The 13,014-nt window shown below is 57.7% G+C and carries 12 protein-coding genes; 5 read left to right on the top strand and 7 right to left on the bottom strand.

Going from position 1 to position 13,014, the window contains the following annotated elements; translation table 11 throughout:
• Positions 1-53 precede the first annotated feature (53 nt).
• A complete protein-coding gene (locus tag G0D83_RS26215) occupies positions 54-359 on the top strand; it encodes a hypothetical protein (protein ID WP_164197501.1) in 306 nt (101 codons plus the stop codon).
• Between the two features lie 36 nt (positions 360-395).
• On the opposite strand, the gene G0D83_RS26220 is transcribed toward G0D83_RS26215, so the two are convergent.
• The 5 genes from G0D83_RS26220 to G0D83_RS26240 form a co-directional block, all read right to left on the bottom strand.
• Positions 396-719 (bottom strand): hypothetical protein, encoded by a 324-nt coding sequence (locus G0D83_RS26220; protein WP_164197502.1) that lies wholly within the window; start codon positions 717-719, stop codon positions 396-398.
• Positions 720-1,116: 397 nt separating this feature from the next.
• Complete coding sequence (locus G0D83_RS26225; protein ID WP_164197511.1) at positions 1,117-1,638, bottom strand: PIN domain-containing protein; 522 nt, start codon at positions 1,636-1,638, stop codon at positions 1,117-1,119.
• A 205-nt stretch (positions 1,639-1,843) separates the two neighbouring features.
• Positions 1,844-2,965 (bottom strand): MFS transporter, encoded by a 1,122-nt coding sequence (locus G0D83_RS26230; RefSeq protein ID WP_370457320.1) that lies wholly within the window; start codon positions 2,963-2,965, stop codon positions 1,844-1,846.
• A 527-nt stretch (positions 2,966-3,492) separates the two neighbouring features.
• Positions 3,493-5,697 (bottom strand): glycosyltransferase, encoded by a 2,205-nt coding sequence (locus G0D83_RS26235; RefSeq protein WP_164197504.1) that lies wholly within the window; start codon positions 5,695-5,697, stop codon positions 3,493-3,495.
• A complete protein-coding gene (locus G0D83_RS26240; RefSeq protein ID WP_164197505.1) occupies positions 5,694-6,761 on the bottom strand; it encodes a lysylphosphatidylglycerol synthase transmembrane domain-containing protein in 1,068 nt (355 codons plus the stop codon). The genes G0D83_RS26235 and G0D83_RS26240 overlap by 4 nt, the downstream gene beginning before the upstream one ends.
• 422 nt (positions 6,762-7,183) lie before the next feature.
• Between G0D83_RS26240 and G0D83_RS26245 the strand changes: the two genes are divergently transcribed.
• On the top strand, positions 7,184-7,936 hold the full coding sequence (locus G0D83_RS26245) for a sodium:calcium antiporter (protein WP_235958200.1): 753 nt from the start codon (positions 7,184-7,186) through the stop codon (positions 7,934-7,936).
• A gap of 189 nt (positions 7,937-8,125) precedes the next feature.
• Entirely contained in the window at positions 8,126-8,527 is a 402-nt protein-coding gene (locus G0D83_RS26250; RefSeq protein ID WP_164197506.1) for a VOC family protein, read from the top strand.
• 672 nt (positions 8,528-9,199) lie between these two features.
• Here the strand turns inward: G0D83_RS26250 and G0D83_RS26255 are convergent.
• Both G0D83_RS26255 and G0D83_RS26260 read right to left on the bottom strand, forming a co-directional pair.
• On the bottom strand, positions 9,200-9,580 hold the full coding sequence (locus tag G0D83_RS26255; RefSeq protein ID WP_164197507.1) for a response regulator: 381 nt from the start codon (positions 9,578-9,580) through the stop codon (positions 9,200-9,202).
• Positions 9,528-10,574, bottom strand: a complete 1,047-nt coding sequence (locus G0D83_RS26260) for a sensor histidine kinase (RefSeq protein ID WP_164197508.1) — start codon at positions 10,572-10,574, stop codon at positions 9,528-9,530. Before G0D83_RS26260 ends, G0D83_RS26255 begins: the two co-directional genes overlap by 53 nt.
• 328 nt (positions 10,575-10,902) lie before the next feature.
• Between G0D83_RS26260 and G0D83_RS26265 the strand changes: the two genes are divergently transcribed.
• Entirely contained in the window at positions 10,903-11,145 is a 243-nt protein-coding gene (locus G0D83_RS26265) for a hypothetical protein (protein ID WP_164197509.1), read from the top strand.
• 136 nt (positions 11,146-11,281) lie between these two features.
• Positions 11,282-13,014 (top strand): VCBS repeat-containing protein (locus tag G0D83_RS26270; RefSeq protein ID WP_164197510.1); only part of this gene is annotated, 1,733 nt, incomplete at its 3' end.

Below are 13,014 nucleotides of genomic sequence, written 5' to 3' on the forward strand. Positions count from 1 at the left end.
TCGCCTCGTTGCGCGGCATTTTGCGGAGCGTGCGAAGGGCGGCGGTCCTGTAGGTGATCGTCTTCATGGATGTAGCTATACGCTACATTTCGCCTTGTCGCAAGGAGCATTGTAGCGCAAGGCTACAAGGGGATTCAGACCAACCCAGAAAATGGACACAGCGCGACAATCAGGGAGAGACGCTCAGGCGGCGCCTTGTCATTCCGCCGGCGGCGCGCCCCGATCTGGTCGATGTCGCGGATTTCATTGCCTTGGAGAATCCTGAAAGGGCAATGTCGCTCTTTGCCGAAATTGAAGCGAAGATGGAGCAGAACGCGGCGCGCCCCGAAAGATTTTCCGTGCGCGTCGGTAAAAATTGAGATGGCGTCGCACGTCCGTCCCTGGTGCGGGCCTAGTCAGGCCAGTGATGCAGACGGACGCTTTTTCATGGTTAATACTGCCAGAAACGCCTCTCGTTCTTTGAACATGCTCAGGTTATACTTGGCGCACGCATGGCTATGTCGCTGCACGAAGGCGGAGAAGCCCGCGGAGACCTGCACCACCTGACCTTCGGCGGTTGGGTCGGTGGTGCCCATCTCCTCCAGGAACGTCACGCCGAGTTCGAGGGGCATGCGCACACGTAGCGTCGTCCCAGGTTCGACCAGATCGAACCTCGCCCCGATCTTATCGAAGACCCCCTCCTCATCGACTTCTGTTAGGGTCAGGATTTCTTCTGCCACGCGCCCCTCCATTGTGCTGTGGCACAACCTATAGACGAACATCGCCCTGTCGTCGAAGTGCTGCTGGGAACATTCGGCGAAAACGCGCAACATACCGGGATCAGAAGCTGGATCGCTCGATCTGGCTGCTGATCCCGCGATGTCGATTGGCAAGAATGAATTGGCTCAGACCTGATCGAAGTTGTTGGGTCCGAGATGACGCCCTACAAGCGGGGCGACAGGCTGGTCTACCAGGATGCGGTGCACATCGCGTGGGGATACAGGTAGCCGACAAGGCGCCGCGGATATCGACGGCCGTTTTAGGCTGCTACCGACCTTCGCCGCCACCCGCCCGAGCGGCTCATGTGCGGGACAAAACGGTCATCCCTCACGCGCCAACTCTGAGCCCAACAAACGGTCAACGTCGGGCAATGCTAGGGCCATAGCTGACGGAATGTTCATTAAAGACAACGTGACCACGTCTTTTCAACTCATCAACTAACGCTTCCAGATTATCTTGATCCAAGGTCTTCATGAAAAGCGCGTTCACTGTTCCTTTAATGGTTTTGATCTTTCTTGGATGCGCAGTTCCTCTGGACCTCAAGCTGTCAACAATCGCTTCGATTTTTTGGTCCAGCGAGCTGGCGTTAGAGATTTTGACGAATGGGATCTCGGATAGGTCAACATGACGGAGAGCGTGGATCTTTCTTTTTCGCAAATGCTCAATCAGTGGGTCGAAGCCTTTGTCACGGGAAATCACGTGAAAGTATGCATTGGCATACTTGGCTGCGATTTCTCCCATATAGAACGCGATATGAAAATCTAAGGCGTTCGCGCCAATCCCTGTTACCTTCTGATAACCAGCGTTTTCTCCCAAATCTTGGAGTGCCTCGGCAAAGTCAAAAGGCACACTCTTTTGGTTGGCCCCTACGAATACCATCAACTTGAGGGGATATGCTCCAATTCGAACCCGATGCAAAACAGAACACGGGATTAAGTCAAGTGGGTTAGATCCTCTGCTAATTTATACGAAGCCGCTGTGCCGCTATGGGCTCGGTGCCGTTATGCGGCAGTGCAGCAGTCAGAAAAAGCCTCCACGACAGGGCACATGGGGCTACCGGCCTGAGATAGCCATTCGATCTATCCTACCGAACGCGCCGTTCTTCAATCGGCGGCAAAAACCAAACGGCCAGTCCCGCCAGCGGCAGGAAGGCACAGAACCGATAAACCGCCTCAACCCCGTAGCTGTCCGCCAGGATGCCGAGCAGCGCCGCCGCGATCCCTCCAAGGCCAAAGTTCAGGCCGTAGAAAAGTCCGCCGATCAGCCCGATACGGTTCGGCAGCAGGTCCATCGCGTAGATCAGGATCGAGGCAAAGGCGCTGGCCATGATCAGATTGATCGCTATCGTCAGCACTCCGGTCCAGAACAGGTCGGCGTAAGGCAGGATCAGGGTCAGAGGCAGCGGTCCCAGTACCGAGATCCAGATGATCTGCCGCCGTCCGATTGCGTCGCCGACGACGCCGCCGATCAGCACGCCCACGGCTGCGGCCATGAGAAAGAGGAACAACATCATCTGCGAGGCGGGAATCGACAGGCCGAACTTCTCGATGAGGTAGAAGGTGTAGAAGGACCGGAAGCTCTCGCCATAAGTGTTCTTGGTGAACATCAGGAAGGTGAGGACGATCAATCCCAAAGCGACCGTCGCGGCGCTCCGCTTCGATGCAGGGGCTTCGGCCAGCCTGCGGGCGGAGCGGTGGGTGAACTCTGCCCGGATCCGGTGCTGCTGGCTGCCGATCCAGGTCAGGAGCAGCATCGCGAGTAGCGCCAGCACCGCAAACCAAGCGAGGCTTGGCTGCCCCCAGGGCACGATGATCAGCGCGGCAAGGACCGGCCCGAGCGCGCCGCCTGCCTGACCTCCCACCTGGAAGATCCCCTGCGCCAGCCCCTGCCGATCGCCCGCGGCATAGCGCGCCGTCCGGGTCGCCTCCGGGTGGAAGATCGAGGAGCCGATGCCGATCAGCACGACCGCTAAAAGGATGCCGCCATAGCTTCCCGCGAAGGCGAGGCAGATCAGCCCCGACAGGGTGAAGGCCATGCCGACGACCGGCGAATAGGGCGCCGGATAACGGTCAGTCACCATCCCCATGACCGGCTGGAGCAATGATCCGGCGATCTGGAAGGTCATCGTGATCAGCCCGATCTGCACGAAGTCGAGGCCGTATGCCTCCTTCAGGATCGGATAGGCTGCCGGGATCAGCGACTGCATCAGGTCGTTCAGAAGATGCGTCGCGCCGAGCGCGGTGAGGACGACGAGGTAGGTGCGGGCGGGCGTGGTGGTGGTCGCGGCAATCACTTGGTACTGGTTGCGGCGGAGTATGCCTCTAATTGCGAGCGCGACAAGGGTGGCGATGAAACGGCGGCCCTACGGAGTGTCGCGATAAGGATGTCCTGGCCTCCGCATTCGTCAGAAGATTGCTGAGTTTCAGAAAGCAGTAGCGGGCGCTGAGCTGGTGATTGAGACTTCGGCAATCGAGCACACCGCCGAGGTGCTGCAGGTAGACGAGACCTACCGTGTCGGCGGCCTGGAGGACTGGGCCTGGGCTCCTGGGCGCAGCGACCAGCGGGGCATCGCCCCGCCGAAGACCGTGGCGTGCGCGAGGGCACAACTGGCGGTGCCGGTCCTCTGAGCATTTCTACAAGACGCCGACCCCGCAAGAGCTTCGGCAGTCTTGGCACCAAGAGCCGATCTAAGCTCTTGCATGCTAGGATGTCGCACTGTGGGTGCTGAGCCGTTCAAATGTGATGGTTTGCGCTCGCGGCGAGGTAAATTTCTGCGACCGCGGCAGAAAACGCCTCAACAGAATGCTTCTGTGCTTGCTCGAGTCCAGCGCGGGCCAGTTCACGGCGGTCACGCGCGTTGACCAAAAGCTTATGAACGGCATCTGCCCATTGTTCGGTATCTTCATCGGTGAGGATACCGGTGTTTCGGTTCTGCACGAAGGCGTCCACGCCAGTTGCATTGACGGCAACGACAGGGAGGCCGGCAGCCATTGCCTCGAGGATGACCATGCCCTGCGTCTCAGATACAGATGCGAATACGAATATGTCAGCAAGGTGGAGGTAATTCGGGATTTCATGCTCTGGAACCGCGCCCACGAGCCGGACTTCCGAGGTTAGGTCCTTGTCTCGAATGACGTCCGTCAAATGGCGTCGCTCGTCACCTTCGCCGATGATCAAAAGCCGAAACGCCGGGGCTTCTCGTTCCTTCAGCTTTCGCATCGCGGCGATCATGAAATCGAGGTTCTTCTCCCGAGAAAGGCGTGAGACGGTGACCAGGATCTTGCGGCCTTCCGGATTGAATCGGTTGCGAAGCTCTTCAAGCTGACCGTTGTCAGAGGCCTGGAACCGGGATGTTTCGACGCCGGTCGGTTGGACATGCACGGGGCGGTCGACACCAATCAGCCTGATATAATCTCGTGTGACGGGCGTGGGCACGATGATTTCGTCGCATTGGTTGGCAAACCGCCGCACAAGCCAATGCGCGATCACGTTCCTGAACAGGGCGCCGGGCAATGGGATGGCATGTGCGAACTGCTCGAGCCGCGTGTGATAGGTGAACACTGCGGGGACCTTGAGACTGCGGGCCATTCTGAGCCCAAGAGAACCCAGCCAGAACGGGTGGTGAATATGAATGACATCGGGCTCGAAGTCGCGAACCGCTCGCCAAGTGCCTGAGTGGATGGGATTGGCGACGCGGATCAGATTGCTCCTGCCGCCCAGCGTCGGGACGCGCAGCACACCTTGCTGGTCGGTTTGACCGTCATAGGTCGGGGCGACCACCAGAACTTCATGACCCAGACCTTCCAGTCCGGTCTTCAGGCGCTCCACCGAGATTGCCACGCCCCCGACAAAAGGGAGGTAAGTATTGGTGAACATCACGATCCGAAGCGGGCGGTGGGGCACCTTCGAGGTCCGCAGGACGTAGTCGGGATAGTACCGTCGTTCCCGGAACAGCCGATTGTACAGATACAGGCAGGTGACAACCAGCGCGGATACGATCAGCAGGAAGTTGAGCCAGCCGACATAGAAGAGGGAGTAGATAAAGAACCAGATCCCCTCGATGCGTCTTGCGAGAGGCGTTGGGGCAGTGTTGATCCGACGCATTTCGGCTGAGAGGTCGCCTTTGTCCACTGTTAGATCGAGATAGTGGTAGAAGCTTGCCTCATCGTTCACGACGAGTCCGCCTGCGCCCCCAGTCAGAATGTGGCGCACTCCTCCTATCATCTGGTCGGAGAAAGTCGCAGCGCCAGCCGAAATGACCATGTCGACGCCGAGCTCAGTGATCAGCGCGAGCAGGCGATCCCGACTCTCGGGCTCTGACCATGCACCCTCGTCAGGAGGGAAAAGTGTCTCCTGCGACGGCGGGACAAGCGGATGGCCAAGAAAAATGATGACTGGGGTGTCATCGTCAGGCTTCAGGATATCGCGCAACCATCTTTCCTGCCAGTCGGTGGGTGTCCGGCCCGTCGCATCGAGAAACACGAGGCGGACTTGGGGCAGGGAGAGCGAATAGAAATGAGGCCCGAAACGCTGGTAGAACCTCGTGCTCCCAAACTCTTCATGTTCGTTTTCCCCGAAGGTCAGCAGATAGGGAACCTCAAGGTGCGACAGAGTGCCAAGCAGAGCGCGGTATTTGTCTTCGCCGCCACCACTGACGATATTCCCGGCCGAGACAAGGAACTGGTTTCTCGAGGCATTGATCGAGGGAATGATTTGTTGCTCCAGTACGCCGATGGAGTTGTTGCCTTCTCCGATCACCGCGAAGTCCAAGCGTGCGCCGGGTTTCGCCTCTACAACGTTCTCGATATCTTCGATTTGTTTGACGAGAAGAGCACTCGCGTCAGGAGCGTTGACGAGGAGGTAGAGGCGATAGCTGGCGATCACCAGGATGACCGCAAGATTTACGTAGAAGACGAAGGCAAGAAACTTTCGGGTCATCCCGCGAGCGCCTTCGGGCGAAACGCGAAGAATGACACGATCACGCCGATGGCCATCCCGATGTAGATCGTCAGAAACCGCCAAGCGAACACGACAAGAAGGAGCTCGTCGGCTTCCATCTGGGCTGCCATGAACCCTGCGAACGCAAGTTCTGCAAAGCCAGCGCCACCGGGGGTCGGTGCGAAATACATCAGGAAGGTCACGACGGAGAGCGTCCCGATCACCTTGAGCCAATCCACCTCCTGCCCAAGGGCCTCGAGAAGAAGAGCGGGAAAAGCGAAGAGTGTCAGCAGGAAGAGCAGGGTCGCGAGTACCGCAGCCAGTGCGAACATGCGCGAGCCTCGGGCGAACCTTGCGAAGCTTGCGGAAAACTCTTGCGTCTCACGCTGCACTGCCGCGGTCCAACGTATGCGGCGCTGCTTACCAATGAGACCAATACGGGTCGCAAATGCGAGCACCCGGCTCAGCAAGGCTGCAATCCAAAACGGCCGGAAGAGGACGATCAGGAAACCGGCCAGATAGATCAAGATGATCCCAGAGAGCGACTGAGTCGTGATGCGTGCGACACCCTCAGATGACGCATTGGGGTAAAGAAACTGAAACAGCGGCGCCGCGATGAAGATCAGCAACATGGCGAGGACTGTTCGGATCGTGGTTGCCGCGGCCGACGCGCCTACGGCGACGCCGTGACGGCGCAGATACCAGACTTGGGCAAAGCCGCCGCCGGTCGCGAGCGGTGTGACATTGGAAACCAGGATATTGATGAAAACCAATGGGAAGATTTCATGGACCCTGATCCTCGCCCCAATCGTACGTAGGACGAAGTAGAGACGAAGGCCGTCGGCTAGGAAGTAGACGATTAGAAATCCGAGGATTGCCGCGACGGTCTGTGGCTGAACCAGCCTGTTGTCAAAACTCGGGATCGTCCCTCCAAAGATCGCCGACACCGCGGTGAAGCCGACGGCTGTCAATCCAACGAATAGTACCGCGGACAGGACCCAGGCGCTCGGCCGCCCCAAGAACCGCCCCTCTTCCTCGGAGCGCGTTTTCTCGTCCTGTTGCACTGAAGCTTCCTTGTATCGATCTCGTGCAGATATTCCGGCACCTTGTCGATGGCAACGCCGCGCTCTTACAATTGCTTGGGTCGGCTCCCTATTTCCTGACACATGCGAGGCGCTCGTGACGCTTTTCATGTTGCGAGGGAGGGGGACGCTGAGCGTGCTGACGGTATACGGAGCCTGGGTGGCAAGGATGTCTTTGTCGAAGGCTGAACTCACGGGAGCGCTACGCGTTTCTGCTAAGGATTTTGTGGCTACCCAGACACCCGCGCGGCGCAACACCGGCTTCATCGACCCGCGCATGTCGTGGGATGCGCGGGCACGCGGCCCCGGCAACATGCGCACTCCAATTGGCTCCCACAGAGACTGCACCAACTTCGTGGGGCGGAAACTCGACCGTCCCAGCCGGCGCTGCTTAAGGAATACAAATGACACATGACTTGCTCCTGGTGGCCGCTGGCCTCGTACTTCTATTTGTTGGCGGCGAAGGGCTGATCCGCGGCTCAGTGGCGCTTGCCGAGAAATTCGGAATTTCGAAGCTCCTCATCGGACTTGTCATTGTCGGTTTCGGGACCTCAACGCCGGAGTTGCTGGCGCTCGACGGGGCCCCGGAGATTGCGCTTGGCAACGTCGTCGGCTCGAACATCGCCAATATTCTCCTAATCGTGGGCGTCGCGGCGTTGATCCTTCCCATTTCCGGATGGCAACGCACGGCGGTCAGGGAAGCCCTGGTTGCGACTTTGGTCGCGCTCGTGGTGGTTGGGCTGACGCAAGGCGAGGTTATCAACCGGGTGGAAGGCTTGGCCATGCTGGTGGTGCTCGCCGGTTGCCTGGCGTCCAGCGTGTGGCTCGAACGGCGCGACCGCGAGGCCAAGACCTTTGAGCACGAGGCTGAGGAGTTCGAAGACATTCCTCTGTCGCGCCCCTGGCTTCCTCCTGTTCTGGCACTGGGTGGGATCGGCGCCCTCGTCTATGGAGCGGACCTTCTCGTTGAAGGCTCAGTCAACATCGCGCGCTCCTTTGGCGTGCCCGACGCAGTGATCGGCCTATCCCTGGTTGCGGTCGGGCCCTCCTTGCCGGAGTTGGCGACTGCCATTGTTGCCGCAGTCCGCAAGCACACCGATGTCGTCCGCAACCGCCGTAGTGGGGAATTTTACTTCGGCGCTTTTGGGGAAAATTAAGACGGCGTTGACAGCTGGATCCGGGGCGCGGCAGGACCAAGACGGGATATCTCTGGGCGGTCGCCCGTGACGACCGGTCATGGGGCGGGGATGATCCGCCGGGCCGTCAAGCTGAACCCGCTGGGCCAGGACGCCGCTTATAATTCTTCTACCAGGGTGTGATACTTCGCCCGCCGGATGAGGTTCAAGATGTTCAGCCACGTAATGATTGGTGCAAATGATGTTGAGGCCATGGTGGCCTTCTATGATGTAGTCCTTGGCACCCTCGGATTGGTGCGCATCCCCATTCAGCCGGCCGATAGTCCAGCGGGTTTCATCTGGCAGCGGTGCGGGCAACGATGGCCCCAGTTTGCTCTAAGACGTCCGTTCGACGGTCGTACGGCAACTGCGGGTAACGGCGTACAAGTAAGTTTTGCAGCGGCATCGCGACAGCAAGTCGTCGCGGCTTGGCAAACTGCGATTGACAACGGAGGGTCAGATGCAGGCGAACCTGATGTCCGCCCGCAATACAACGATGACTTTTTTGCTGCGTATTGTCGCGATCCCGAGGGCAACAAGCTGTGCTTCGTTCATGCTCATGACCTGCCATAGGTTCTTGCGTGTAGAGGCCTTCTTATTAAGCCGATACCTCAACAAGCTGGGGTGCGGACGTGCGACGGGCATACCGCTTACGCTAAATTTGCTGCTGCTCATGGCCTCTGCATCAAAATTAGCGAAGAAGCCGTTCACGATGCACGGGGCTATTCAGTTTCACGCAGTCGGGATATTACTGATTAGGAAGGGTACGGAGACATCGGCTCGCGCGACATTCCGCTACTTTTAGAGTTACGCAGGAACATCCTGCGCTTGTCCGAGTTCTCCAATTGAGCGCGGTCTGTTGACTGCCAGTAGCTTCGCGGAACCTGCTTGCCACACCAACTTCCCCGGGGGGCAAGCGGCGCAGTCCGCGCTCACCAAATGCGTAGCAGAACACCCCCTGCTAGGCCGATCAGCAAAAGCGATTTTGCTCTATGAGAGGTGGATTTCTGGAAGAATGACACCTACGCTCTCCACGAGCGCGGCCCGCAGAAGCTCCCAGTACCCTCGCAAATCTTGCCTTTTTCCTCGCCCGCTCCCTGTGGTGGAGAAAAATGTAAGTGCGGGCCGCGCTTACTTAATACCCTCGTTTTCTGCCTGCCATTAGTAGGGAACAGTACAACGAATTGAAATAGGTCGCTCTCGACCACGGATATGTATGTCAATATCCGCGGTGCGTTAAATTTATTATGTGAGAGTCTCATCCAAAATCCTATTGAGGGCTGCTCTAAGTAGGCCGGGATGAACAGGCTTCTCAAGGATAGTATGCGCGTCGAAGGTTTCTGCGTGATATCGTACTTCAGCGGATATAATAATGCACGCCACCCCCATCTGTTTCAGACGTTGAACGACAAAAATGCCCGTCCGGCCGTCAGCGAGGTTGAGATCGACCAGAGCGACGTCTGGGCGCAGGGTACCGGCTGCTTCGATTGCCGACACGGAACGGCCGTGTCTGCCCAGCGAAACATGACCGAACTCCTCAATCTGCAGCTCCAGATCCATGGCGATGAAGGGATTATCCTCGATGACGAGGATGCGCAGGCTGCGGTCTCGGCGGATGGAAATCATTCAGGTTTTCATACAGGTCGGTTGGCCTGCCGCTTGCTGTTAGGGTTAGTTTTCGAGATCCCCGCTCGAGTTTGGGCGGATCGTCAAAGATGTCGTGCAGAGACATCTCCAGGAACTTGGTGCCAAAGCCGATTTTCGTAGGGCTCGGCACGGGGGTGTCAAAATTCTCCTCCCAGATGAAGGCGATACTGCCATCGACATCAGGATCGGAAAGGGAGAGGGTGATCTTCCCGCCCACCGCCGAGAGCGCGCCATATTTTGCTGCATTGGTCGCGAGCTCATGGAGACAAAGCGCGAGAAGCTTTGCCTTGTCGCGGACAAGCATCCTGTCTCCCCCAATGATCGTGCAGCGATCGGCGGCGGCATCTTGGACATAGGGCTTTAGAATGGCGTCAGCCAGCTCACGGAAGGTGGTGTATCCGCTATGGGAGGTGGAACTTAGCACGCGATGGGCCGCGACCAAGGCCTCGAAACGCGCGAGGAACTCATCAAAGGCCGTCTCGGGCGGTGCGAAGTGTTTGGTCATGCGCGCCATCGCCCGTACAGTCGTGAAGATATTCTTGATCCTATGATCAGCGTCGCGCAGAGCGAGTTCCAAGCGCGCTTTGCTCTGCTCACGCTCCGTAACATCGAAGCCGGAGGCCAAAAGCTCGACGATCTTCCCATCGGCGTCCCGGATTGGGGCAATCTGAAAATCGATATGCAAGCGCCCATCATCCACGATGCGCGCCGCGTAGTCGAACCTGCTGGTGGCGCCCGCCGAGGCGGCCTGAATGGCCAATCGCAGACGCTCTTGCAGCGCTGCGTCATAGGCAAACCAATATCCCTCCCAGAAAGGAGAGCCATGGACGTCCTCGAGTGAGAGCCCGGCGGCGCTCAACGCATTGTCACTGACGTCTTTGACTGTTCCGTCGGGCTCGAGCAACGCCGCGAAGGCGATGGTTTGGTTGAGAAGTTGGTGAACCCTCAGGTCAAATCCCTGTTTTGGCACCATGACCCTCTCCCTATCTCGGTGGTAGCTTAGAATGCGTCGCATCTCAGGTGTTTATCAACCAGAAGGTGCCATGTGAGCTCGACATATACTGCCCACCAGGCATGGCGTCATCCAAACAGGCCGAGCTGCCGGGGCGCTCTCGAGGCTCCTAGCGCAGCGATCGCGATTTTCCGACCTCAAAGTGGTGAAGGCATGAGCGATGGCGAGCTCCAAAGGAGTAGGCTGTGCGTCTGTCGGCAAAGGTTGGCTATGACGCCATTGACGCGAATCTTGAACGGTGCGCAACTCTGGCCATATTGCTCCCTTTCATTCTCCGGACGCCGTCAGCATGCGCAATGTCCGCTTTAAGATTGGCACTACGGTAGTCATCCGCTCACCCCTGGATAGCTCTGCCGAGCTTGGTCAGATCGTTGCCGGCCCCCTGAATATCTCGGGAGACATCTTCTTCAAGGTCCGCACCATGGTCTACGATGCCTGGCACCCTGTCGAGCATATCTATCGCCAGAAAATGGACCACTCGGGGAAAGATGTGACGCAGGGCTCCGCGGACCGCCCCGCAAGCCGCGATTAAGATTTTTTAGATGCCCGGCATAGCTCGCGCGTCATGCTCCGCTTGACCTAGAGGAGGCAGCCCCTCAACCTTCCTGCACATCCATTAAGCAGTTTTGAGTCGCATCCTTTTTCATCTTTTTTTGAGGGGATTTGATATGCCTGCCTCTAGCTTTACGCTCTTCGATTTTCCTGAATTCATTCCCAGCACCCCGATCATCGCAGCGGGACGGACCGAAGCCGAAACATTAACGATCGGCAGCGGATTCGCGGCCAAAAGCAATCCGCACCCATCTGGGGGCCGGTACCTGGAAGCCACCGCAGCCTCGTCACAAGCGGGGGGCATCTTTTCCGGCGAACGAGGATACTATGACCTCACCGTCGGCTACTTCGATGAGACCGATGGCCAGTCGATCATGGAGGTCGTCGTCAACGGTGAAGTCGTCCACTCCTTTGAATGGAACGCGGCGAACGGTACAAGCATAGTTACTGCGGCATCCAAGGCCGAGGCGTTCATTCCTCAGGTACTGCTCAATCCAGGGGACGTGATCGAGTTGCGAGGGGCCGCGGACGGTGGAGAACCACTTCGGACTGACTACCTCGATGTCAGCGAACGAACCTCTGTTTCAGACGCCCGGGATTTTTCTCTGGAGGCCGAAGACCTCATTGTGATCTCCGGCTTTCAGGTGGTCAGAAACGGCGCAGCCTCCGGCGATCATGTTCTTCAGCATTCCAGCGGAAGCCTGGCCCGGGCAAATTTCACAATGGACCAGTCGGGGACATACGATCTGACCATCAACTTCTTCGACGAGCATGATGGGGTCTCTGAGCTGTGGATCAGTATCAATGGGCAGGAGGTCGATCGCTTCTTCTGGGATAGCTCGACGGGAAGCTCGATCGCCAACCATGCCAGCAAAGCCGCCCACGTCATTCAGGGCCTCGAGCTCGAGGCAGGAGATGTGATTGAGTTTGCCGGACGCGGTGACGGGGGAGAACCGCTGCGTGTCGATAGTCTGAATTTCAAAGTCTCTGAAAATGGAAATCCCCCGACAGCACAACCACCCGATCTCTGGTACGAGGACGGCGATCACATCGTGGTCGCATTGAACGATGGTACCGGGGCCTTCACTGAGGTCGTGACGAGCATCACGACAGATGTGACCCACAACCAAAATGGTTCCGTATCGGGAGGATCGGCCTTCCTAAGCGCGGACCTGAATGGTGACGGGTATAACGATTTTCTGAAGGTCTTCCATAGCGCTACATCGGTTCCCCAAATATCACCACAAATAGTATCTGTCCCATTCAGTTACGATGTAACAACGGAAGTCTACCTCAACGATGGTCAGGGAAACTTCTCGCTCGGGGTGTCTTCAACTGAGCGCATGGACGTAGACATCTACAGCTATGCTGCGGAATTTCCCAGATTGCCCGATGATCTCTTCAAGGCGTTTGATGCTGGAGACATAGATGGTGACGGCGATGTCGACTTCCTGGCCGGCAGCTATCATGCCGAGTCTATCTATGTGTTCGAGAATGACGGTCAGAACAATTTCTCTCTCCAGGCGAGAAGCTATTTGGAATTGGGATCCGGCGGAAATGAAGGCAAGCTCGGAGACATGAACGGAGACGGTTTACTTGATGCCGTTGTTCTCAATGGTACTGATCGGAACTCCGTTATCGTCATGACCAACGACGGCAGCGGAGGCATGACATATGTAGATTCCGTTATGCCTAGTGAAGCGCCCGCAGGGAATTCGCAGTTGATCGATCTCGACGGCGACACGGATCTAGATGTCCTGGTAATTGCTGGCGGCGACGCGAGGGGGATTCACACCTACCTCAATGATGGAAGCGGCTACCATGTGCGGGACTGGCTAGGTATCATCGT

Source organism: Salipiger sp. PrR003, from assembly GCF_010500785.1.
GTDB classification, from domain to species: Bacteria; Pseudomonadota; Alphaproteobacteria; order Rhodobacterales; family Rhodobacteraceae; genus Salipiger; species Salipiger pacificus_A.